This window comes from Mucilaginibacter sp. cycad4, assembly GCF_034263275.1.
Classification (GTDB): domain Bacteria; phylum Bacteroidota; class Bacteroidia; order Sphingobacteriales; family Sphingobacteriaceae; genus Mucilaginibacter.
Genome location: NZ_CP139559.1, coordinates 1,207,085 through 1,228,548 on the forward strand (window position 1 = coordinate 1,207,085; position 21,464 = coordinate 1,228,548).

Genomic DNA, 21,464 nt, shown 5'->3' on the forward strand with positions numbered 1-21,464 from the left:
TTGAAATGCTTTAGTTTTAAATTATGTTCCAAAATTATAATAAATAATGTTATTAATTTCTATTGATATAGTTTTGAAAGGACATAAATTAAAATTATGGCACAAAAAAAGAACAAAGTCTTGATCATAGCCTCTATGGCCATATTTGTCGAAGCGCTTGACATCGCTATCATTAACCTCACCATTCCGGCAATACAAAAGCAGTTTCTTGTAAGTAACGACCAGGTTCAATGGCTGCAAACGCTTTATGTGTTATTATACGGCGGCTTCCTGATCATAGGGGGGAAGCTGTCTGATGTTGCCGGGCCAAAGAAGGTCTTTATTACTGGTGCGGTATTGTTCCTGTTAACTTCATTAGGGGCCGGCTTATCAGGCACTTTCGCGTTTCTTAGTTTATCGAGGGCTGTACAAGGCCTGGCGGCAGCGCTGATCATGCCGTCAGCACTTTCCATAGTAACACATACTTTTACCGAAGAGCAGGAGCGGAGCAAGGCCATCGGGATCTTTAGCTCATTCGCGGCAGTTGGTTCGGGAAGCGGCCTTTCCATCGGCGGAATCATCAGCACCTATATGGGCTGGCATTGGGTGTTTTTGATCAATGTGCCAATACTCGCTTTTATTATTGTTGTAGGCTGGGTAAGCCTGGCTAATGATGCCCCTGAACAAAAGCAGCCATCGCCCGATCTGTTTTCAGGTATTTTATTGGTGATGGGCTTGCTCATGCTTAGCTATGGTGTGCACCAGCTTGCAGATCTCGAACAACGATACACTTTTATGATGCTTTGTGCCATAGGCGTTATTATTTGCATGAGGTTATTATACATTCGTTTAACCCGTAGTGCAAATCCATTGATCGATCTTTCAGTTTTTAAAGCGCCATCAGTTATTACGGCAAATGGCGTATTCATTTTGTTAGGTGCGTTTTTTACCGGGTACCTTTTCATTATATCTCAATTATTGCAAAAAGACATGCATTACACCGCAGCTCGATCGGGCCTGTTACTGGTGCCTTTTAGTATATTATCAGCCATTGTGGCTAAGTTTATGCTGCCTGGCATCATGAAACGGTTCACAACCGAACAAACCGGATTGTTGGGTATGAGCTGTATGTTAACCGGCGGGCTGGTTTTAATTTGCGCGGTATTCACAAGCTACTCTCTCCCTTTACTGCTTCTATCTGCTGCTTTTATATCCGGTTTAGGTATGACCATCTGTTTTACAAGCTTATCGGTACTTGCTGTAAAAAACATTCCCAAACAACACTACGGATTGGCATCAAGCCTGGGTACTACCGCTTACTTTTTAGGAGCCGGGGTAGGTTTATCTATACTCACACTATTTATGCAAAAAAGCGATGACGGTGCTTCAGTGAGCACTTTATCGCTGGTTATACTTAGTATGTATGCTTTAATTGGCTTGCTATGGCTCATTATTTACATTGTAAATTCGGTAGCCGGGAACATGCCTGTATCATTAAATGAATCACAAAGACTGCCCGACGTTTTTTAACTGGTGAATGTGCTTTTGGGTATGATAGCAAATAAGGTAGAGCCATTCTACCCGGGTAAGCTCACCGAAAAAAGGAACTACCAGGTCAGTACTAATAGCATAGAGATCTTTGGAGTTAATTACATCTCTAACCTGGACGATAACTGTTTGTAATAATTCGATAAGCTCAGATTTATTATGCGGCCCGTCTGATGGTAATATGCCTGGGGCTGATTTGAATTTAGCCTCAAAATCAAGGAACAGGTCTTTTATCATTTTTACCTTTTCGGCCGGATCTCTTTCTGCTGCTTTGTCGGCTCCGTTAAGTACCGGAACAAGTTGTAAAGCCGATTTAAAAACATGTTCAGCTATCTGCCCGGCTGTCCATCCGCCATAGGGGGGTTCAATATTAATTTGCTGCTCATTAAATAAAGCAATGGTTGATAGCAGATTACCGGCAGTATCTTCAAATACTGTCAATAAGTTAATACGGGCATCGGTTTGGAGGGTGGTGGTTATTTGATTTTTCATGATGTTTTGAAGATTGATTTATACAAATCTCCATGCAAAATCAAAATTTAAACCTTGTCGTTTGCGCCATAATTAGGGTAGTTTTGTGCCATTGTATGTACAGGCGTTTAGCTTTTTTTCTCGCCCAGGGAAAACCAATTACCAGAGTCGTCTTTGAATAGGGCCTCAAAACCGTAAAACTCTTTAGTAGGGGCTTTAGTGAACGCAACACCTTTCGCCTTTAATTCCTCGTAAGTAGCTATAAGGTCGTTGCATTCAAAAACGCCGAAACCAAAGGTGCCGCGCTGTACTAATTCGCGCATTTGATTTGCCGATTGTGCGTCGAACATCATGCCCTCACTTATGGCCATTAATGATATTTCCAGTTCGGGCTGCCCGGGAGGACATACAGTAAGCCAGCGCATTCCCGGCCCCATGGCAGCATCTGTATTTACGGTAAAGCCTAATTTGTTTACATAAAAATCATAAGCGCTGTCCTGGTCAAGTACAAATACGCTTACATGGTTTAATTTGGTTATCATTTTGTGTTGTTTTGATAAACCAAAAGTCGGTATCAAAAAAGAACCTGGTTTATTGAAAATTGCGATTTTGCAACCATTCCTTTTCCCGGGCAAAACAACCGGGTATAAATTTGAGGGGCGATTGCAACATCTCCGCTTGCCGTTTAAGTTCTGTCTGCTGATAGTTTGCCGGAGAGCAGGAGGTGATCCTTTTAAATAAAGCAGAAAATGAGCTAACACTGTCAAACCCAACGGCATAACAAACATCAGCAACAGGGAGGCCCTTTTTTAATAGCAGCCGGGCGTTTTCAACCCGCACCTGGATGAGGTACTGATGCGGTGTTTTACCGTAGATGTTTTTAAACAGCCTGATGAAATGATATTTGGAAAAATAGGCCTCGTCGGCAATATCGTTCAGGTCAATAGGGTCATGATAATTTTTATCAATGAACAACTTAGCCTGAACAAGCCTGCGGTAAAGGTATATTTGGGGTAATTGATCAGCCATTTCAGGTATAAATATCGGCTTTTATTATTTGAAAATGCGCTATCTGTTAAAACTGAACAATTGTACATGCTCATTCTTTTTTCCCAGGATAAGATCATGGATAATTTCGGCTGCAATTACACTGAAAGTGATGCCATTGCCTCCAAAGCCAAGCGCAAAATAGGTATTCGGCCTTTCGGGGATACTACCGATGTAAGGCAAGCCATCTTTGGTGCTTGCAAAAGCTCCGGCCCAGCTAAAGTCGGCTTTTAAAGGGATATGGGGCATTTTTTTGAGAAAGGCTTGCTGTAGCATGGCGGCCTTCCGTTTAATAACAGAAGGCGGGATATGCGGATGATGAAAAGGGTCATCCCGGCCGCCAACAAGGATGCGGTTTTCACTTACAGCCCTGAAGTACATGTAGGGTATGGCAGTTTCCCAAACCAAACTGTTTTTATACCAGAAACGTACATCGGGCAAAGGCTCCGAAACCAGCGCGTAAGTTGAGTTAATTTCGGCTATTTTTTTGGGGATATATTTTAAACTTTCGTAACCGCACGCAATAACCAGTTTTTTAGCTTTGATAATGGAGCCGTTGCCGGTTTGCAGCGTGATGCCTTGTTTATGATGTTCAATGGTTTTAATATCGGTGTTGCTGTACACTTTATGACCGGCTTCGCCAAAATTTTTAAGTAAAGCATGAGTAAGCAGATACGCATCAACCTCACCGCCATCTGCTGAGAAAATCGCCCCAGGAGCTTTAAACCCGAATTTCTGTTCAATTTCATCAGCTTCGAGCCATTGTACCTCAAAGCCATGGCTTTTACGGAGGTGATATTCCTGATTTAGTGCATTTGTATGTGTTTTGAAGCTCGCATGTTGCAAACTTGGCTTCAGGCTAAAATCAAAAGCAGGTTTAAGTGATTTACATAGATCGGCAATATCGTAAATAGCTTTGCGGCAAAGTTGATAGCTTGTTACAGCATTAGCTTCGCCAACCAGGTCTTTTAAAGATATAAGGGGCGTATCAATTTCATATTGCAGAAAAGCGGTGCTGGCCGCGGTACTACCCATACCAACGTGGCGCTTATCAAAAACAGCGATACTTAAACCCGAGTTGCGGAGCTGCCAGGCTGTTAAAGCAGCGCTGATGCCGGCTCCTATAATGGCCACATCCAGGTTCAAATCTTTTTGAAGAGAAGGGTAGGAGGCAATTATGCCATTTTTCATTAGCCAGTAAGGCTGTTGCTCGTATAAATTCATGGATTTGAACAGCTATGACAGAACAACATGAAACTCCTTTTTAAGTTTTTTAACTGAAAATCAAGTGTAATAACAAGGATGTTCAGGCTTGCGAAAAATCATGAAGAATTTATTTTAAGGCAATATTTTGTTAATGAGCGGATTATATGGGGGCTCAAAAAATCTTTCAAAAAAAATTTTGCAACTTGATTTAAAATCCTACTTTTGCACACCCAATCAGGGAGACGGGATGTAGCGTAGCCCGGTATCGCGCCACATTTGGGATGTGGAGGCCGCAGGTTCGAATCCTGCCATCCCGACAAAAAGCGATACCAAGTGTCAAAACCCTCTAAATTGAAAGTTTAGAGGGTTTTCTTTTCTGATTGGTGTAATAACATACCAGCATAAGCTGAATAAAACGGGATGTAGCGTAGCCCGGTATCGCGCCACATTTGGGATGTGGAGGCCGCAGGTTCGAATCCTGCCATCCCGACAAAAAGCGATACCAAGTGTCAAAGCCCTCTGAATTGAAAGTTTAGAGGGCTTTCTTTTTACAGATCCATTCTTACTTCTTTCGGTTTCCTGAGTTCTTCTTAACAGAGATCAAAGAAAGTCATGCCTTTGCTTGTAAGCATATTTTGTCGCAATTCTCCCCCTAAGTAGTCGTTTTTGCACTATATTAAATTCTGAAATGAGTTCCATCTTTGTATTGTTAACAAAGCTCTAACTAAAACTTAAACGTTATGAAAAATTTACTCAAAGCACTTAACCCTCTTAAATCAATATTGGTAATTGCAATTATGTGTGCAGTATCCCGAGCAAACGGACAACAAATCAAACCTTCTAACAGTGGTTATGCACCTGTTAACGGCATCAAAATTTATTACGAAGTATAAGGTAAACCTCTCATTTTATTGCATGGTGCTTTTATGACAATTGAAGGAAACTGGACCGAATCGATCCCTGAATTGTTAAAAAACAGGAAAGTAATTGCCATTGAACTACAGGGACATGGGCATACACAGTTTTCAGATAGAAAATTATCATATGCCACCTTAGCAAGTGATGTGGAAGGAGTGATGGATTACCTGAAAATTGACAGTGCCGATGTAGCAGGATATAGTATGGGCGGCTCTGTGGCTTACAAGTTTGCTATACAAAGCCCTAAACGGTTAAGAAAATTAGTGATCATTTCTTCTACTTATAAAAGCAGTGGTTGGCTGCCCGAAATAACCAATGCCTTTAAGGCATGGAAGCCTGAACTTTTTATAAACACTCCTATGAAAGCCGCGTACGATGCAGTAGCACCAGATCAAACAAAATGGTCAAAGTTTATAGAACAGATGATTGCTTTCGCTCAGGAGCCATTCGACTTTGGTGACGCAAATATTTCAAAAATTTCTGCGCCTGTATTGATCATAGCCGGTGACAATGATGGGCTGGATAAAATTGAATTGGCAAAAACATATAAATTATTGGGAGGTAGTGTTGCTGCTGATCTGGGGCCAATGCCAAAATCGCAGCTGGCCATTATCCCTTCACAGGGACATGTAAGCCTGATGATGCAGACAACAACGATTTTGACTTATTTGAACAATTTTTTAAAATAAGCTGACGGATCTGCTTGCCAATAAAAAAGTTACTGGCTTAGCTTTGAGATCATAAGCAGCCCCGCGCAGGCGATGATGTCGTGAATATTTGAAAGGGGAGTTCAATTGATCCTTTGAAGAAATGTTTTGAATCTCCTTTTCTCATTAAACACTTTTCAATCAAATCTTCATCGTAATTGTTGTTGCCTAAAAAGGAGGAAGCATGCCCTGGTATAACGGAGACTACCCGCCATCTTACAAAAATCAACCTCCCAAATTGCGGGAAAAGGCGGTAGAAATTGCTAATGAAATTTTGAAGGAAAGCGGCGATGAAGGCATTGCCATAGCTACAGGTTTAAAAAAGGCACGGGAATATTTTAAAGATCATCCCGAAGAAGCAGATGCTGACGATGATTAAATTGTTCAGGAGGCTAATCAAATATAGCAGCGCTTTTAGGGGTTACTTTACCGATCCTTTTATCCCTGCGCGAAACAAGTTCGCACAACTGTATTGCCGAACTTTCAAAATCATCGTGGCTGTCACTAAGCAGGAGCCAGGCCGTATCAAAGCCCTCGTCTAATACAAAATCAGTGATGGTCGGTATCTCCGCTTTGAGGCTGGCATGTTCTTCCTGCCTGGTAGAGATCCAAATGCCGTTATGCTGCGGATTTTTGCTAACCCTTCGGAAGATCAGCACAATTTTTTTATCGAAATAGATATAGAACATGCCTACAGCCCGCTTGATGATAATGCCGGCCGGCAGGTAATCGAGCAGAAAGTCAAAAGGCACCGGTTTTTTCATGGTTTTTCAATGAATATGCAATATAGTATACCCGGATGAAAATAGAGGGCTTTTCATTTGCTTTGACAGTCCGATGGGGGGTGAACCCCTGTCATAATATGCCCCTTAAATGTCACTAACGCACCTTATCCGGCTACAAAAAACCAATTAGTTTTGAGATAGTTAAATATCTGAAAATGAAAACAAACTAAAAATCCTGAATTCTTATTCAGATAACGGCTGAGACCGTGAAACCTTAGACTACGGTACGATCTCTCAAAACAATTAACGCTTACAACTTTTAATTATATATCAACACCAAAATCATTTACCTATGTTACCCATCAAACCACACATCTGGTTCGACCAGGATAAAGCCAGAGAAGCTGCCGAATTTTATGCAACCTTAATGCCGGATTCGGTTTTAAACTACGTTAATCATTTCCCAATGCCCGGCGGAGAATGCGAAATAGTTGAATTTACTTTTGCCGGCCAGCCGTTCCTGGGTATCAGTGCCGGGGATGGATTAAAGATCAGCCCTTCTATTTCTTTTATGATCAATTTTGATCCCTCCCGTGATCCGGACGCTGTCAGCCGCATTGACAAAGTTTGGAACAAATTGTCAGAAAACGGAAAGATAATGATGCCGCTTGACCGCTATCCTTTCAGTGAGCGCTATGGCTGGGTAAGCGATAAATATGGCGTGTCATGGCAACTGATACTGACTAACCCCGCCGGTGAAGAAAGGCCGGTGATTGTTCCGTCGCTGATGTATACCGGCCAGGTGGCCGGTAAAACCAATGAAGCTATAGACTTTTACTGTTCCGTGTTTAAAGACGGTAAACGCGGTATTACGGCCCCGCGTCCGGAGGATATGGGGCCTGATAAAGCCGGCACACTGATGTACGCCGATTTTTATATCGGCCAAACCTGGCTGGCCGCCATGGACAGCGCGCATCCGCACGGTTTCAGTTTTAACGATGCGGTGTCGTTGTTGATCCCCTGTGAAACGCAGGAAGAGATCGATTACTACTGGTCGGCGCTTTCGGCTGACGGCGAAACCGGGCAATGCGGCTGGCTGAAGGACAAATACGGCGTATCCTGGCAGGTTACATCAACGGTTATGTTAGAAACACTGAAAAACGGCCGCTCCGAACAAATTGCACGCGTTACGCAAGCTTTTATGACAATGAAGAAAGTTGACGTCGCAGCGCTGCAACTGGCCTCTGATGGCCGGTGACCAGTGTTGGCCTGGTGCTGCTATTGAGTTGTTAATTTACCCAGTTTGGCATACTCCACATCATTGGGCTCCCATAACTCAATTTTGTTGCCTTCGGGATCCATCAAATGTACAAAGTTGCCATAACTGGCTTTCTCTATCGAGTCGGTCGGCAGGATGCCGGCCGATTTGAGGCTGGCTAATAAACGGTCCAGCCCTTCCACGCGGTAGTTGATCATAAACTGCTTTTCAGAGGGCTGGAAATATTTAGTGGTTTCTTTAAAGGGCGCCCATAAAGTAAAGCCTTTTTTAGTGCTGTCCATGCCCTGGTGCCATTCAAAATTAGAACCGTATTCGCCCATTTGCAAGCCAAGGTTTTTGCTGTACCAGGTCTTCAGCGCCGCCGGATCTTTGGCTTTAAAGAAAATGCCGCCTATACCTGTTACCCGAGGGCCGGTATTCACTGGTTGGGTAAACCGGCTGAAGCCGTAGCCCAGCATAAAAGAAACAAGCAACAATGCAGCAAGGGTAAACTTTTTCATAACACCTGAATTTTAAACCTAAAGATAATCAATTGATTTTGCTTATCTTGGTCTATGAGCATTACGGAATTCATCAGCGGAGCATCCGCGGAAAGACAGGCCATTTTAACCACGCTGCACGAGGCGATTATGGCGAACGATCCGACTGTTGTCCCGCTTGTGAAGCCGATGATGGGTAAGGAAATGATCTTATACGAGGAGCGCTCTTATATGAAGTATGGACTCGCCAGTACGAAGAATTATATGTCATTGCATTGCCTGCCTATGTATATGAACCCGGCGCTGCACCAGCAATTTGAAAAGCTGTTGCCGGACGCTAAATTTCAGAAAGGCTGTATCAATTTTAAAGATGAAGCCGCTATGCCGGTGGCGGTACTGGTGAGGCTGATCACCGATTGCTCGGCCATTAGTATCGCAGAGATGCTCGAAAAACGTAAAAGATAGATCACCGATGAGCTGGACCTGCCCGAAATGCGAACGGGAGCTGCCAAAAGCGGAGCAACGCCATTATTGTGCACGCGTTAGTCTCGACAGCTTATTCAAAGGCCGCCCCGCAGAACTGGTACTGGTGTTTGATAAAATTTTGGCGGAAGTGGCCGACTGGGAAAGCGTACTCGTTGGCATCACCCCCAACTGTATCGTTTTTACCCGTCGGCTCACCTTTCTGGTGATCCGGCCTATGAAAAAGGAACTGGACATTAAATTCTATTCAAAAGTACCGCACCCCGAAAAACCGGTGCTTAAAAGCGTTGCCTCGGGTAATAAATTCGAAAACCATATCCGTATTGCCCTGCTGGACGACCTGCGTCCGGATTTGTTTACTTACCTGCGGGAATCTTACCAGATATTATAACCGTATGTTCGGCCAAACCAGGATATTGGAACTCTTTATATATATGTGAGTTGTTTTATGGTATTGATTTGCAAATGCTTAGGTATATTTTCTATCTTTATAGAACAAAACCTGCAACCATGTCCAACTATAAAATCGTCACTAGCCTTTTCGCTAATACTTTTAAATCCGTTGATCATAACGGTAATGGAAAAAGTAAAAACAATACAATTTTGATGGGGTCATACGTGTTACTTACCGGCAACGCCAGGGGCGATTGGCAGGAAGTAACTGCGTTTAGCATAACCGGCTGGATCCGGAATAATGATATTGGAGATGAGCCGGGGATGAAAGTATTTTTTGTGGATGTTGGCCAGGGAGACGGTGCACTTATTGAAGTCGGGAACAAATTTAAAATGCTGATTGACGGAGGTCCGGACACTAACCTTGGCAATTACCTCCGGAAATGGCAGTATAAATATTATTTCGATAGGAACGAGAAAGTTCATTTTGATTATGTGGTGATCAGCCACTTTGATAAAGATCATTATCAGGGACTGATAGACATCATAAATGACGATCATTATACCTTCGGCACTATATTTCATAACGGGATAGCCAAATTTAATAGTGATAAAGCCGATTTCCCGGCCTCATACAACACTGAACTTGGCATCAAAAAGAAAAAAAATGGAGTGAATTACTTAACCACTTATTTTGATTCTATAGCAGATTTAAATGCCTTGAAAACTAACGGCGGAATGCTTGACTTAATGCAAAAATTTACTTTTGCAGTTAGCAATGCCAGGCAGCAGGGCCGGTTACAGAATTTTATGAGGGCTGATTATCAAACCGGTTTGATCCAGGTACCTATTGCCGGTAAAACGCTCAAGCTGGAGTTCCTTGCACCGGTTGTTAAACATGATCCTATAGAATATCTATATTTAGATGATGAAGCCCATACCATTAACGGGCATAGCGTTGTCTTGAAATTGACCTTTGGAAGCCGTTCCGTGCTGTTTGGCGGAGATCTTAATTCGCAGGCAGAAGATCATCTGTTGAAGCATTATGGCGAAAATAATCCATTTGAAGTGGATATTGCCAAGTCATGTCATCATGGTGCGTCGGAGTTTACAACCGAGTATATGGCAAAGGTCAACCCTTACGCTACTGTTATTTCTTCGGGAGATAACGAATCATATTCGCATCCTAGGGCTGATGCCATAGGTTGCGCCGGAAAATATTCAAAATCAAAACGGCCGCTGGTTTTCTCTACTGAACTTGCAAGGTCTACAAATGTAACAACCGATAAGATCAAATATGGTATGATCAATCTTAGGTGTAACGGTGATGATGTGATTATGGCGCAAATGAAAGAGGTTGTTTCCGGTGCCTCCGTTTGGGACCTTTATGACAAATTCATCGCGCTTTAAATAATGTTGATCGGTCTTATTTCGTAAGCTTAAATGCCCGCCTGGTATAACTTTAGCCAGTTTTCCACCGTATAATAATAACAGGCGTCTGGTTATGTATATTTACCGGGCATGTCGGCCAATGACCGACGCTATCTCTTATTTTTGAAGTTTCAATGAAAATCAGCCGATATTTCCGCGACAGGTATAACCAGATCCTTGCCCGGGAACCTGAAATGCTTACCAAAGCCCGGATACGCATCCTTGCGCAGGCTATAATAGCGTTCATTTTTTTATTCGGTTTCCTGTTTATTTACAGTTTAGTAGCAGGCTGGGGGATTTTAATCAACACAAGATTGGGCATATTCCTGTCGATTTTTATCGCCACACTTGCACTTTTCTTATTTAAACAGCCCTGGACGCGGGCCGGGCACGTTTTCCTGGCCTGTTTCACCATCCTGATCTGGTCAGGGGCCCTGTTATCCCGGCAGGGGGTAACCCTCGTAACCATTCAGTATACCCTGCTGATTATTACCGGCGGTTATTATATCCTCGGCGCCCGTTGGGGCCTGATCTATTCCCTGGCTAACCTGATCCCCGTTATCGCCCTGGTAATCACGGAGCATCTGTTTAACTATCGCTTCCCCAGCCAGCAGTTAACTACAAAGCCTTATGCTTTCGTTTTTGTCCTGGTGTTCAATTTTATCCTGCTGGTTTTTATCCACTACAATTTTTTTAGGGCATTTAAAAGAACCAACCGGACAGAGCGGCGACTCAAAGCCGACTTGCAGTTAGCGTTGACAGCTGCCCAGGAGCTGGCCGCGGCGAAAACCAATTTCCTGTCCACAATGTCTCACGAGCTTCGTACACCGCTGAACGCGGTAATTGGGATGTCTAATATCCTGGCGATGGAAAATAAGCAGCCTGAACAGAAGGAAAACCTGGACATTCTGCGTTTTTCGGCGGAGAACCTGATGGCTATTATCAATGATATCCTGGATTTTAATAAAATAGATGCAGGCCAGGTACAATTGGAGCAAAACGATTTCCGACTTGACGATCTCCTGAAAAATGTATATGGCGCATTCCGCTCAAAAGCCATAGCTAAAAGCCTTGACTTTTCCTATCTTCCCGACCCGCAACTGCATGGAGTAACTGTAAGCGGCGATCAGAGCCGTCTGACCCAGGTACTATTCAATCTGGTCGAAAATGCGCTCCGTTACACTCCCTCCGGTTATATACGTTTGCAAACCCGGGTGAGCTTAAAAACGGAAGAGGGGATCCGGGTACTATTCCGGGTAGAAGATAGTGGCATCGGTATTCCGCAGGATAAACAAGAGCATATCTTTGACCCGTTTGTGCAGGTATCCGCCAAAACGAGCCGGCAATACCATGGTGCCGGATTGGGGCTGACCATTGTAAGCCGGTTGGTGGCACTGCATGGTGGAGTGCTCATTTTTGCCAGTGAAGAGGGAAAGGGGAGTACCTTCAGCTTCGGGCTCAGCTTTCCGATCGTTTATCCCGAACCCGTTCCGGTTTCCGGGGTTTCCGGGGATGACAGGGGAATAGATACCCTACGTGTGCTCATTGCCGAAGATAATGAGGTTAATGTATTGGTAATGAAAAAGATATTAAAGAACTGGAATATTCAGCCGGATGTAGCAGTTAATGGCCAGGAAGCAGTTGATGCATGCCGGCAAAAGGTGTATGACGTGGTACTGATGGATATCAATATGCCGGTAATGGACGGGTTTGAGGCAGCTAAACTCATCAAGGAATCAACACCTCCGGGCAAAGTACCGGTGCGGATCATCGCAGTAACGGCTTCTGTCGATGCAGCTGCAGAGCAACTCGGCGGATATCGTTACCTGGATGATTACATGCTCAAACCGTTCCGCCCGGAAAGCTTAAAAGAAAAACTACTGCTCGCCTGTTAAACGGAGACGGGATACAAGGAATTAAAACGTTGGTCATACCTGCTGATTTTTTGATCCGGCGATATCGATCACGAAGCGGTACTTTATGTCGCCTTTTTCCAGCCTTTCAAAGGCTTCAATAATGTCGTTAACCGTAATGAGCTCGATATCTGCCGTAATGTTATGCATTCACACCATGCCTGCAGAAACAAAGTGGAAACCGATCGCACTATTTTATTGTCCATGAGGTAAAATTATGAAACTCAAACTTTCAACTCAAGTGATAAAAGGCCATTTACTCTCTCATTTCCGGATAGTAAACAGGTGGTTCCGGCATACTTTAAACGATTGCTGAGTACATAAGCAGTCTGGTTTGGCATAAGCAAATTGCGCTACCATACAAACTTCCACCATTAAAGCTTACCTATTTTGTAAAGATTGCCGTTATCCGTAACACCATATAATGCGCCATCTTTGCCGGTGACAAGGGAACGCCAGCGTTCGCCCTTGTCTTTCAGCAGGCGTTCTTCTGCTACAATCTTATTGTCTTTGATAATTAGCCTGATGATATGCGATCCGCCTAAGGCGCCTACAAATAAATCTCCTTTCCATTCGGGGATCAGGTTGCCTGTATAAAAGGTTATACCGCATGGTGAAATACTTGGGTTCCAGTAATAGACGGGTTGGGCCATGCCTTCTTTTTGCTGAATCCCTTCGCCAACCTTTACACCCCGGTACTCAATGCCATAAGTAATAACCGGCCAGCCGTAGTTTTTTCCCGGCCGGATGATGTTAATTTCATCACCTCCGCGCGGACCGAATTCCGACTCCCATAATTCGCCTGTATTGGGGTTCATCGTCATGCCTTCAGGGTTTCTTAAACCATAGGCATAAATTTCGGGTAAGGCCCCGGCTTTTTGCGCAAATGGTCCGCCGGGCACAGGTTTTCCGTCACGGGTTATATGTAATACTTTTCCTATTGCAGTGTTCAGATCCTGGGCCTTGACACGCATTTCATCATCTCCATGTTCACCTGTGCTTACAAAAAGGTTGCCCTGTTTATCAAAAACAATTCGTGAGCCGAATTGCAGATGGCCATTATAGGCGGGTTTAGCATGATAGATCACCTTTACATTTTCGAGCCTGCTATAATCAGACGAAAGCACACCTGTGGCAACAGCCAACTGGAATCCTTCAGGAACCTTTTCGGAGTATGACCAAAACAACGTCCGGTCTTTTACAAAAGAAGCGTCAAAATTGACATCTAACAAACCTCCCTGACCACCCACGGCAACTGCTGGTAAACCTTGAATATTCCTATCCAAACCGCCGTCAGCCTTTAATATCCGCATGGTACCGCCTTTTTCTGTAATTAAAAAACGTCCGTCGGGCAGGCAGCGTAAAGCAAAGGGCTGCTTCAGGTCATGATTGATCACAGTTACACTGAGTTTGGTTTTAGTTTGTGCGCCGGGTGCCCTTGTCTGACCCGGGAAAGCAGGCTTGTAGTCGGCCGTCGGTGATTGTGTTTCAACGGGCGGCAGCGATTGGGCAACAGATTGGGAAATATTAAGAAGAAAGCAAAGTGAGGCAATTGCGCCGGTAACTAACAATGGTCTGATTGGTTTTGTCATGGTAAGATGTATTTGTTGTGAAGATAAATAATATGCCGGCAAATGGTAAAATGTGTCGAACAAATAAATCTATCCACTCCGATATATAAAAAGCGTTAGGATAGTTATGACCATGTGATCTGCTTAGCCAACGATTTCAACAGGTAAAAAGCCAGCGCCAGATTTAGTCTGCAATGGATTTAAAGAAAAATAACTATTTGATTTAGACTGGTATTCCTGGTAGAAATACTTAAATTTAATTATTAGTTCCCGGTTTCAAACCTAACTTAAACTCTTCAATATGATAGCGATAACAATCAATGGGAAACAGCGGGAGGTTGCCGCTGACCCGGACATGCCTTTACTGTGGGTTATTCGTGATCTTTTAGGCCTTACCGGCACCAAATTCGGTTGTGGCGTGGCGCAGTGCGGGGCATGTACTGTACACCTGAATGGCGAAGCTGTACGGTCATGCGTAACAAAGGTGAGCCGCGCGGCAGGGCAGCAGGTCACTACAATTGAAGGGCTCTCTGAATTAAATGACCACCCTTTGCAAATTGCCTGGGCCGAGTTCGATGTTCCGCAATGCGGTTACTGCCAGTCGGGCCAACTTATGTCTGCGGCTGTTTTGCTGCGGGAAAATCCCAATCCAACAGATCAGGATATTGACGATGCGATGTCGGGTAATATTTGCCGTTGCGGTACTTATCCCCGCATCCGGTCGGCTATACACAAAGCGGCAGAATTGCAGCGGGAAGGAGCAAAATCATGAACAGGCGTAGCTTTATACAATCAGGTGCATTACTGAGCGGCGGCTTGCTCATCTCATTTACTATTCCAAAGGCTAATAAGCTGGCTGCCCTTGCAGAAACGGCTGATTTAAATGTGTTTGCCCCGAATGCATTTTTAAATATAGGTACAGACAACAGTATTTCGGTATACCTGAGCCATGTGGAAATGGGGCAGGGGATCTGGACTACGTTGCCCATGCTTATTGCAGATGAGCTTGACGTGGATCTGAAAAAAATCAGCATTAAACATGGTGGCGCCAATAAAGCGTTTAATCACCTTATTTACGGCGCGCAAATTACCGGGGGCTCAAGTACAACCTGGTCTGAGTTTGACAGGTATCGTAATGCCGGCGCAACAGCGCGGACGCTCCTGCTTCAAACAGCCGCTACCCGTTCGGGTACTGCTGTCGAAAGCTGCAAAACAGAAGATGGTTTTGTTATTGCAGGGAACAAAAGATACACTTATGGTGAGTTGGCTAACGACGCCGCAAAGTTACCTGTACCTGAGAAGGTCCCGCTGCGTTCACCCACCGACTGGAAATACATAGGTAAGGGGAGCAAACGGATGGATGCCCGCGTGAAGACTAATGGTACTGCGCAATTTGGCATGGATATCCAGTTTCCCGGGTTACTTACTGCTGTCGTTGCTCATGCACCGGTTTTTGGCGGCAAAGTCAAATCGTTTGAGGCCAGTAAGGCGAAAGCAGTTCCAGGCGTAAGGGAGGTTGTTCAAATTCCGACGGGTGTGGCTGTCATTGCTGACCACTTTTGGGCGGCCAAACAGGGAAGGAAGGCCTTACAGGTAAGCTGGGACCATGGCGCCGGCGTGCAGTTAAATACCAGTACACAAACTGCGGCTTACCGGAAACTGGCTGCATCGGATGGGCTCACGGTTCAGAAAAAAGGCGATGTAAAAACGGCATTTACAAAAGCGGTAAAAACCATTTCGGCAGAATATGTTTTTCCCTACCTGGCCCATGCACCTATGGAACCGCTGAATTGCACCGTTAAGATTGAAAATGACAGCTGCGAGATATGGACAGGCACACAGTTGCCAGGCGGAGAGCAGGCCGCCGCCGCAAAAATTCTTGGATTTAAGCCAGAGCAGGTAAAAGTGAACATACCATTCCTTGGAGGAGGCTTCGGCAGGCGTGCAACACCTGCCTGTGATTTTGTTTCGGAAGCGGTTCATATTGCGAAAGCAAGCGGTAAGCCGGTAAAAATGGTATGGACGCGGGAAGATGATATGAAGAGCGGTTTTTACCGGCCTTTTTATGTTCATAATGTAAAGATCGGGGTCGACAAGGATGGCCTTCCGGTTGCATGGAACCATAATATTGCAGGTCAGTCAATCATGGCGGATGCGGCAGTGCTTTTTGGCCCGCCTCCGGCAATAGACGATACCACGGTGGAAGGTGTTAAAGGATCACCATACCTGGATGAGATAGCAGATCATTTTGTTGGCCTTCATACCACCAAAGAAGTAGTACCTGTTTTGTGGTACCGGTCTGTAGGTGGCACCCATACCGCATTTGTAATGGAAACGCTTATGGACGAGCTTGCACACAATGCAGGTATCGACCCGGTAGAGTACCGCCGCGGGCTATTCAAAAATCATTCAAGGCACCTGGCTGCGCTTAACCTAGTGGCTGAAAAAGGTAATTGGAACCGAACGTTATCTCCCGGGCGGTTTAAAGGCATCGCGGTGCATGAGGCTTTTGGCAGCGTTGTAGCGATTATAGCCGAAGTAAGCGTAGAAAAAGGAATGACGCAAGTACACCAGGTAGATTGTGCAATTGAGTGCGGCCTGGCCGTGAACCCCGACGGTGTAAAGGCCCAAATGGAAAGCGGGATCATTTTCAGTATCTCAATGGCAATGTACGGCGAGCTGACCTTCGTTAATGGAGAATTGCAGCAGCATAATTTTTATGATTACCGGATCACCCGGATGTACGAAGCACCCCGGATCAATGTTTATATTGTGGATAGCAAGGAAAAAATGGGAGGTGCCGGAGAATGTGCGGTTCCGCCTACAGCACCAGCCGTAGCTAATGCAATTTTTGCGGCGACCGGAAAACGGATTTACAATTTACCTATCGTTAACAACCGACTCCAGAAACAGGCATGAAAAAACTAATAATCACCATGATCGTTTTGTTTATGTCAAGCGCGGTCATATTATCGTTCAAAGAGGAAAAAACAACAGTTAATTATACGGCGCTGCCTAAAGACAGTGTGGCTTCTGTTGCAGCCTTTAAACAGGTTTATACTGTATTAATGAGCGCCCGCTGTATGAATTGCCATCCCTCGGGAGATATACCGCTGCAGGGCGACGACAACCATTTGCACACCATGTTCCCCAAAAGAGGCGTTGATGGTAAAGGCGTTTATGCCATGAAATGTGCCAATTGCCATCAGCCAACAAATACCCCGGGTTTGCACACGCCTCCGGGTAATCCGAACTGGCATCTGCCACCGGCCGACATGAAAATGGTTTTTCAGGGGAGGACACCCCGCCAACTGGCAAAACAATTAATAGACCCTAAGCAAAATGGGCATAAGGACATGCAGAAACTTATTGCACATGCAGATGATGGGCTGGTGCTTTCGGCCTGGAAACCGGGAGAAGGCCGTAAACTTCCGCCAATGAGCCACGCAGCATTTAAGAAGGCCTGGCTTACCTGGCTAAAAACCGGTGCGTATGCTCCGGCTAAATAAAATGTGTGATGCCGGGTTGACGAATTACGCATGAAACGAAGTTTTCTAATACCCCAGCTATTTAAGTTATTGATTTATTATGCTGTTTATTTGAAACGCAGTTTTAGTTAATAAAGCGCCGGCCGGGGGACGGCGCTTTGTTTTATTTTGAATTATAAGACACAAAAAAGCCCGATACGTTTTGTACCGGGCCCTGTTAGTTAGTTGATATATTATTTATTAATTGCCACTTACTATTTTATTATCAAGCTGATTTAAAGAAGCAGTACTGCCGGTATTAAGCATCCCGTTTATAATGCGCTGATTGATGTATGCTGAAAATTTTAAAGCTCCTTTGAAATTCAAATGCCCAAAATCAGCAAAGTCATCATTTTTTAGCGGAAAGTTATTAAAGTCCAGGAATTTTATACCGCCAAAGTAACGTTCACGGATCAGTGAAAATTCGGCTTCGTTATTTCTGTACTCATACAAGGGGTGTTGCGGGCTCCTGATCAGGAAAACGCTTTTATGCATACTGCTGCAATAATCTATTATTTTTCTTAGATATTGAATATTGGTTGTTGAGATTGCACTTTTATTTGATGCTGCTTTAATATTTTTGACCGCCGGGTTATTTGAAGGTAAAGGCCTGGAACCTTCTATTTTGAAATATCCTCCTGTTTTTCCTGTGTAATCATAGTTAAATGAAACTGCTTTAATAAAATTGGTACGGGCGGCTATGCCTATACAATTCATAAAGTATTTTGAATTGTGCTTAGCCAGCAATTCAAAATCGGCCAGGCTCATAAAAGAGGCATATTGCGGAAACATGTTTGACATATAGGTATATCCCCATGTCCAATCGTCCATTTTGGTGTCAATCTGGTTATTTGAAAATTCTATAAGTACAGTGGTTATCTGTGGGTTTTGCGACAGGTATTTTTTAACTTTTTGAAAGGTGTAAAAATAAGATTCGGCAGAGTGCGACAGGTTGGTTAGATTGGGTATCAGGGTATCATTATACGCGCACTCTGAGTGCGAATGGCCAAAAAGGGCAATAGTGTTGTCTTTCTTTACACTAAACTTTGAAAATTTATTTACCATATAACCCGGAATCAGAGCAATAGCCAATATGAGCAGGCTGCTCATTAAAACAAATGATACGGTTTTAATTAAAAAGCGGTGCATTGCTTAAAATTGAAAGTAAATAAACTGCTGCTCTTTCCCTGTAAATAAAAAAATCACCACAACCAGTGTATAATAAAAGGTCAATCTGTACCCTCTTTTCCTTAACCAGGTTAACTTTTCAATGGCATACTGGTTTTCCCGCCCCTGCCACTCAACTATTATAAAACATACGATAAGCATGATCACCTCAAGCAGTTGTACCTTGTTAACCTCTAATTGAGGTATGGAAAAAAGCGATCGTGAAAAGATCCTGCCAATGTATTTAAACGCCTGTGTAACACTATCAGCCCTGAAAAAGATCCATGCAAAAATTACCTGCAGAAATGTAGTCATCATTTGTATGAATTCGATGAGTGTTGGTATGGTTTTGCCTTTGGCTGCAATTTCAAGGTGGTTTCTGTTGGTTTTTAAAAGGATAGAAGGGAGAATGAATAATGCATTTAAAAAACCCCAGATGATGAAGGTCCAGTTTGCGCCATGCCAAAAGCCGCTAACTAAAAAAATGATTAACGTGTTTCGTACTTTGAGCCAGGTGCCTGTTTTGCTGCCCCCAAGGGGTATGTATAAGTAATCTCTGAACCACGATGATAATGAGATATGCCATCTGCGCCAAAACTCGGCCATATCCCTTGAAAAGTAGGGGAATGCAAAGTTTCTCAGCAGCTCAAATCCAAAAAGTTTGGCTATGCCTAATGCCATGTCTGAATATCCCGAAAAATCGCAATAGATTTGGAACGCAAAAAATATGGCGCCTAAAACCAGGGTGCTGCCCGGATAATGCGCACTGTTTGCAAATATCATGTTGGCATAGTCGGCACATTGATCGGCAATTACAGCTTTTTTAAACAGGCCCCATAGGATTTGCCTAAGGCCGTTAATTGCCCCCTGGTAGTTAAATTCCCTTTTTGTTTTTACCTGGGGCAAAAGGTGTGTGGCCCGTTCAATTGGACCGGCCACCAGCAGCGGAAAAAAACTTACAAACAGTGAATAGTCAATAAAATTCCGTTCGGCTTTGATCCGGTTTTTATAAACATCAATTACATATGATAGGCCGTGAAACGTATAAAAAGAGATGCCAACAGGCAATATTACATTTAGTGTAAACGGGCTTAAATGGATTCCCATGCTGGCACATAGGCCAGCAAGCGACGCGGCGAAGAAGTTGTAGTATTTAAAAATGCCTAAAAAGCCCAGGTTTACAGATATACTTAGCCAAAGCCAAAAGGTTTTTAGGCCTTGTGTTTTTGCCTGGTACATTTTTAGCCCGGTAAAATAATCTAAAAGGGTGGAAAAGATTAACAGTAAAAGAAATCGCCAGTCCCAGCAGGCGTAAAAGAAATAGCTTGCAGCGAGCAGCAATAAATTTTGCTGTTGCAGTTTTCGGTTAAGTACAAACCAATAAAGCACAAAAACTACAACCAGAAATATTCCGAACCCTAAGGAATTAAAAAGCATGTTATGATTAATTTAAAGAAATAACCAAAGTGGTTGACTTAAGGATAATCAGTAAGTGTGGAGGCTGGGGGTAGGTAGATGTATAATAAGAAGCAATAATAAAATTGATCGCTGTTTTACAGCAACCAACTTATAATACGTTAAAAAAAATAGTAAAGGCTTTTTATCAATATAAATAATTTTGCTACATGCCAAATGGCCATCAATCGGGTTTTAGTGTGTTTTCGTTACGCAATGCTTCGTTGAATTTTTCAAGCAACTTTATATACTTGTCCATCCAATAATATATGGCATCAAGCGGAGCATCTTTTGCCTCATGGGTTTCGATATCCTTTTCGGCATTCGGAGAATTAAATCTCAACGCAAATTCATTTGGAAACTCCTTTGAAAAATCATGTTCAATAACAATTCCGATCTGACAAATGATATCAAAGCTAAGCCTTTTCGTGTTGAACCAATTGTATAAGGTTCTGCGGCTTACATTGAGTTTCCGGGCGATTTCACTTATCCCCATATGGTCACGTCTAACAATTCGCTCTACAATTTTACCAAAATGTAAATCTTGAGTGTCATTAATACCAATAGATCTTTGATCATTATTGATATATGAGCTAACAGGGTAATAAACTTTGCTGTGCATAAGATTAGATTCGATTAGGTGTCAATTTTTAGTTGGTTAGCATAATTAAATTTAGGTTATAATAAACTGCAAATTACTTATAGATATTTATGATCATAAATATCTGGTTTCGGCTTTTTCTGAATCATGATTTAAGATTTAGGTTATTCATTTGTTTAGTATTCTATGCTTCACATTCCTTTATTTATAAACGGGCGATGACTTATTAACAAATTCATGTCATCGTTTGTGAATTAAATGTATGTATACTTCCTTTCTTTATTCAACCTATAAAAGGCCAAATTATACCTGTAGAGGGCGCTAATGCACACTAATTAGGAATAGTGAAAATGGCTCTCCATGTTTTTGAGACCAGTAATTGCCAGGTTTTGTGAGCGATAGTTAAGTTATTAAACTGTTACCCATTCAGGAAAGTGTTATATTAGTTAATTTTACTATAGGTGTAATTACTTTCAAAATAAGATAAATTTAACGCATGGCATTAAGGTGAGCGCAGAAATTCACAAAATATTCTCGAATTATCATCTTTTATCTTCCTGTAAA

General features: G+C 43.2%; 23 protein-coding genes and 2 tRNA genes. 14 read left to right on the forward strand and 11 right to left on the reverse strand.

Translation table 11 applies throughout. From position 1 onward, the window contains the following. Window positions 1-96 precede the first annotated feature (96 nt). Window positions 97-1,509, forward strand: a complete 1,413-nt coding sequence (locus tag SNE26_RS05100; protein WP_321558286.1) for an MFS transporter — start codon at window positions 97-99, stop codon at window positions 1,507-1,509. On the opposite strand, the gene SNE26_RS05105 is transcribed toward SNE26_RS05100, so the two are convergent. The 4 genes from SNE26_RS05105 to SNE26_RS05120 form a co-directional block, all read right to left on the reverse strand. After that, window positions 1,483-2,019 (reverse strand): DinB family protein, encoded by a 537-nt coding sequence (locus SNE26_RS05105; protein WP_321558287.1) that lies wholly within the window; start codon window positions 2,017-2,019, stop codon window positions 1,483-1,485. The two genes, SNE26_RS05100 and SNE26_RS05105, sit on opposite strands and share 27 nt — an antisense overlap. 107 nt (window positions 2,020-2,126) lie before the next feature. After that, window positions 2,127-2,540, reverse strand: a complete 414-nt coding sequence (locus SNE26_RS05110; protein ID WP_321558288.1) for a VOC family protein — start codon at window positions 2,538-2,540, stop codon at window positions 2,127-2,129. Window positions 2,541-2,589: 49 nt separating this feature from the next. After that, on the reverse strand, window positions 2,590-3,027 hold the full coding sequence (locus tag SNE26_RS05115; protein WP_321558289.1) for an AraC family transcriptional regulator: 438 nt from the start codon (window positions 3,025-3,027) through the stop codon (window positions 2,590-2,592). Window positions 3,028-3,066: 39 nt separating this feature from the next. Further along, on the reverse strand, window positions 3,067-4,269 hold the full coding sequence (locus SNE26_RS05120) for an FAD-dependent oxidoreductase (RefSeq protein ID WP_321558290.1): 1,203 nt from the start codon (window positions 4,267-4,269) through the stop codon (window positions 3,067-3,069). 225 nt (window positions 4,270-4,494) lie between these two features. Between SNE26_RS05120 and SNE26_RS05125 the strand changes: the two genes are divergently transcribed. From SNE26_RS05125 to SNE26_RS05145, 5 genes are all read left to right on the forward strand, one after another. Continuing rightward, window positions 4,495-4,568, forward strand: a tRNA-Pro gene (locus SNE26_RS05125). Between the two features lie 99 nt (window positions 4,569-4,667). After that, window positions 4,668-4,741: transfer RNA gene (locus SNE26_RS05130), tRNA-Pro, on the forward strand. Window positions 4,742-4,991: 250 nt separating this feature from the next. Further along, the gene (locus SNE26_RS05135) at window positions 4,992-5,144 is read left to right on the forward strand and encodes a hypothetical protein (protein ID WP_321558291.1); all 153 of its coding nucleotides are present in this window, start codon (window positions 4,992-4,994) and stop codon (window positions 5,142-5,144) included. A 12-nt stretch (window positions 5,145-5,156) separates the two neighbouring features. Beyond that, window positions 5,157-5,858: an alpha/beta fold hydrolase gene (locus SNE26_RS05140; protein WP_373695597.1), complete on the forward strand. Its 702-nt coding sequence runs from the start codon at window positions 5,157-5,159 to the stop codon at window positions 5,856-5,858. Between the two features lie 202 nt (window positions 5,859-6,060). After that, window positions 6,061-6,255 carry a hypothetical protein gene (locus SNE26_RS05145; protein ID WP_321558293.1) on the forward strand — a complete coding sequence of 65 codons (195 nt, stop codon included), beginning with the start codon at window positions 6,061-6,063 and terminating at the stop codon, window positions 6,253-6,255. Window positions 6,256-6,268: 13 nt separating this feature from the next. Here SNE26_RS05145 and SNE26_RS05150 read toward each other — a convergent pair whose 3' ends face one another. Then, window positions 6,269-6,640, reverse strand: coding sequence for a hypothetical protein (locus tag SNE26_RS05150; protein ID WP_321558294.1), 372 nt, complete (start codon window positions 6,638-6,640; stop codon window positions 6,269-6,271). A gap of 313 nt (window positions 6,641-6,953) precedes the next feature. Between SNE26_RS05150 and SNE26_RS05155 the strand changes: the two genes are divergently transcribed. Further along, window positions 6,954-7,859: a VOC family protein gene (locus tag SNE26_RS05155; RefSeq protein WP_321558295.1), complete on the forward strand. Its 906-nt coding sequence runs from the start codon at window positions 6,954-6,956 to the stop codon at window positions 7,857-7,859. A gap of 20 nt (window positions 7,860-7,879) precedes the next feature. Here SNE26_RS05155 and SNE26_RS05160 read toward each other — a convergent pair whose 3' ends face one another. Further along, a complete protein-coding gene (locus tag SNE26_RS05160; RefSeq protein ID WP_321558296.1) occupies window positions 7,880-8,380 on the reverse strand; it encodes a VOC family protein in 501 nt (166 codons plus the stop codon). 54 nt (window positions 8,381-8,434) lie between these two features. Here SNE26_RS05160 and SNE26_RS05165 point away from each other — a divergent pair, with 54 nt between their 5' ends. From SNE26_RS05165 to SNE26_RS05180, 4 genes are all read left to right on the forward strand, one after another. Beyond that, the gene (locus SNE26_RS05165; protein ID WP_321558297.1) at window positions 8,435-8,824 is read left to right on the forward strand and encodes a DUF1801 domain-containing protein; all 390 of its coding nucleotides are present in this window, start codon (window positions 8,435-8,437) and stop codon (window positions 8,822-8,824) included. A gap of 7 nt (window positions 8,825-8,831) precedes the next feature. Continuing rightward, the gene (locus tag SNE26_RS05170; RefSeq protein WP_321558298.1) at window positions 8,832-9,233 is read left to right on the forward strand and encodes a DUF5655 domain-containing protein; all 402 of its coding nucleotides are present in this window, start codon (window positions 8,832-8,834) and stop codon (window positions 9,231-9,233) included. A gap of 119 nt (window positions 9,234-9,352) precedes the next feature. Next, a complete protein-coding gene (locus SNE26_RS05175; protein WP_321558299.1) occupies window positions 9,353-10,645 on the forward strand; it encodes a hypothetical protein in 1,293 nt (430 codons plus the stop codon). Window positions 10,646-10,800: 155 nt separating this feature from the next. After that, a complete protein-coding gene (locus SNE26_RS05180) occupies window positions 10,801-12,561 on the forward strand; it encodes an ATP-binding protein (protein ID WP_321558300.1) in 1,761 nt (586 codons plus the stop codon). Window positions 12,562-12,594: 33 nt separating this feature from the next. Here SNE26_RS05180 and SNE26_RS05185 read toward each other — a convergent pair whose 3' ends face one another. Both SNE26_RS05185 and SNE26_RS05190 read right to left on the reverse strand, forming a co-directional pair. After that, on the reverse strand, window positions 12,595-12,729 hold the full coding sequence (locus SNE26_RS05185; protein ID WP_321558301.1) for a hypothetical protein: 135 nt from the start codon (window positions 12,727-12,729) through the stop codon (window positions 12,595-12,597). Window positions 12,730-12,953: 224 nt separating this feature from the next. Then, window positions 12,954-14,171, reverse strand: a complete 1,218-nt coding sequence (locus SNE26_RS05190) for a PQQ-dependent sugar dehydrogenase (RefSeq protein ID WP_321558302.1) — start codon at window positions 14,169-14,171, stop codon at window positions 12,954-12,956. A gap of 280 nt (window positions 14,172-14,451) precedes the next feature. Between SNE26_RS05190 and SNE26_RS05195 the strand changes: the two genes are divergently transcribed. Genes SNE26_RS05195 through SNE26_RS05205 form a run of 3 tightly spaced genes read left to right on the forward strand, consistent with a single transcriptional unit; the run spans window position 14,452 to window position 17,659 of the window. Continuing rightward, window positions 14,452-14,922 carry a (2Fe-2S)-binding protein gene (locus tag SNE26_RS05195; protein WP_321558303.1) on the forward strand — a complete coding sequence of 157 codons (471 nt, stop codon included), beginning with the start codon at window positions 14,452-14,454 and terminating at the stop codon, window positions 14,920-14,922. Further along, entirely contained in the window at window positions 14,919-17,069 is a 2,151-nt protein-coding gene (locus tag SNE26_RS05200; protein WP_321558304.1) for a xanthine dehydrogenase family protein molybdopterin-binding subunit, read from the forward strand. Before SNE26_RS05195 ends, SNE26_RS05200 begins: the two co-directional genes overlap by 4 nt. Further along, entirely contained in the window at window positions 17,066-17,659 is a 594-nt protein-coding gene (locus SNE26_RS05205; protein ID WP_321558305.1) for a hypothetical protein, read from the forward strand. The genes SNE26_RS05200 and SNE26_RS05205 overlap by 4 nt, the downstream gene beginning before the upstream one ends. Before the next feature lie 219 nt (window positions 17,660-17,878). On the opposite strand, the gene SNE26_RS05210 is transcribed toward SNE26_RS05205, so the two are convergent. The 3 genes from SNE26_RS05210 to SNE26_RS05220 form a co-directional block, all read right to left on the reverse strand. Further along, entirely contained in the window at window positions 17,879-18,826 is a 948-nt protein-coding gene (locus SNE26_RS05210; RefSeq protein WP_321558306.1) for a hypothetical protein, read from the reverse strand. Window positions 18,827-18,829: 3 nt separating this feature from the next. Continuing rightward, window positions 18,830-20,281 (reverse strand): MBOAT family O-acyltransferase, encoded by a 1,452-nt coding sequence (locus SNE26_RS05215; protein ID WP_321558307.1) that lies wholly within the window; start codon window positions 20,279-20,281, stop codon window positions 18,830-18,832. 202 nt (window positions 20,282-20,483) lie between these two features. Further along, window positions 20,484-20,921 carry a helix-turn-helix domain-containing protein gene (locus SNE26_RS05220; protein WP_090526765.1) on the reverse strand — a complete coding sequence of 146 codons (438 nt, stop codon included), beginning with the start codon at window positions 20,919-20,921 and terminating at the stop codon, window positions 20,484-20,486. Window positions 20,922-21,464 lie beyond the last annotated feature (543 nt).

What these genes read in the sequence shown, in the direction of transcription:
- SNE26_RS05100 (WP_321558286.1), top strand. Translation starts at nt 97, where the DNA reads ATGGCACAAAAAAAGAACAAAGTCTTGATCATAGCCTCTATGGCCATA.
- SNE26_RS05105 (WP_321558287.1), bottom strand. Translation starts at nt 2,019, where the DNA reads ATGAAAAATCAAATAACCACCACCCTCCAAACCGATGCCCGTATTAAC.
- SNE26_RS05110 (WP_321558288.1), bottom strand. Translation starts at nt 2,540, where the DNA reads ATGATAACCAAATTAAACCATGTAAGCGTATTTGTACTTGACCAGGAC.
- SNE26_RS05115 (WP_321558289.1), bottom strand. Translation starts at nt 3,027, where the DNA reads ATGGCTGATCAATTACCCCAAATATACCTTTACCGCAGGCTTGTTCAG.
- SNE26_RS05120 (WP_321558290.1), bottom strand. Translation starts at nt 4,269, where the DNA reads ATGAATTTATACGAGCAACAGCCTTACTGGCTAATGAAAAATGGCATA.
- SNE26_RS05135 (WP_321558291.1), top strand. Translation starts at nt 4,992, where the DNA reads ATGAAAAATTTACTCAAAGCACTTAACCCTCTTAAATCAATATTGGTA.
- SNE26_RS05145 (WP_321558293.1), top strand. Translation starts at nt 6,061, where the DNA reads ATGCCCTGGTATAACGGAGACTACCCGCCATCTTACAAAAATCAACCT.
- SNE26_RS05150 (WP_321558294.1), bottom strand. Translation starts at nt 6,640, where the DNA reads ATGAAAAAACCGGTGCCTTTTGACTTTCTGCTCGATTACCTGCCGGCC.
- SNE26_RS05155 (WP_321558295.1), top strand. Translation starts at nt 6,954, where the DNA reads ATGTTACCCATCAAACCACACATCTGGTTCGACCAGGATAAAGCCAGA.
- SNE26_RS05160 (WP_321558296.1), bottom strand. Translation starts at nt 8,380, where the DNA reads ATGAAAAAGTTTACCCTTGCTGCATTGTTGCTTGTTTCTTTTATGCTG.
- SNE26_RS05165 (WP_321558297.1), top strand. Translation starts at nt 8,435, where the DNA reads ATGAGCATTACGGAATTCATCAGCGGAGCATCCGCGGAAAGACAGGCC.
- SNE26_RS05170 (WP_321558298.1), top strand. Translation starts at nt 8,832, where the DNA reads ATGAGCTGGACCTGCCCGAAATGCGAACGGGAGCTGCCAAAAGCGGAG.
- SNE26_RS05175 (WP_321558299.1), top strand. Translation starts at nt 9,353, where the DNA reads ATGTCCAACTATAAAATCGTCACTAGCCTTTTCGCTAATACTTTTAAA.
- SNE26_RS05180 (WP_321558300.1), top strand. Translation starts at nt 10,801, where the DNA reads ATGAAAATCAGCCGATATTTCCGCGACAGGTATAACCAGATCCTTGCC.
- SNE26_RS05185 (WP_321558301.1), bottom strand. Translation starts at nt 12,729, where the DNA reads ATGCATAACATTACGGCAGATATCGAGCTCATTACGGTTAACGACATT.
- SNE26_RS05190 (WP_321558302.1), bottom strand. Translation starts at nt 14,171, where the DNA reads ATGACAAAACCAATCAGACCATTGTTAGTTACCGGCGCAATTGCCTCA.
- SNE26_RS05195 (WP_321558303.1), top strand. Translation starts at nt 14,452, where the DNA reads ATGATAGCGATAACAATCAATGGGAAACAGCGGGAGGTTGCCGCTGAC.
- SNE26_RS05200 (WP_321558304.1), top strand. Translation starts at nt 14,919, where the DNA reads ATGAACAGGCGTAGCTTTATACAATCAGGTGCATTACTGAGCGGCGGC.
- SNE26_RS05205 (WP_321558305.1), top strand. Translation starts at nt 17,066, where the DNA reads ATGAAAAAACTAATAATCACCATGATCGTTTTGTTTATGTCAAGCGCG.
- SNE26_RS05210 (WP_321558306.1), bottom strand. Translation starts at nt 18,826, where the DNA reads ATGCACCGCTTTTTAATTAAAACCGTATCATTTGTTTTAATGAGCAGC.
- SNE26_RS05215 (WP_321558307.1), bottom strand. Translation starts at nt 20,281, where the DNA reads ATGCTTTTTAATTCCTTAGGGTTCGGAATATTTCTGGTTGTAGTTTTT.
- SNE26_RS05220 (WP_090526765.1), bottom strand. Translation starts at nt 20,921, where the DNA reads ATGCACAGCAAAGTTTATTACCCTGTTAGCTCATATATCAATAATGAT.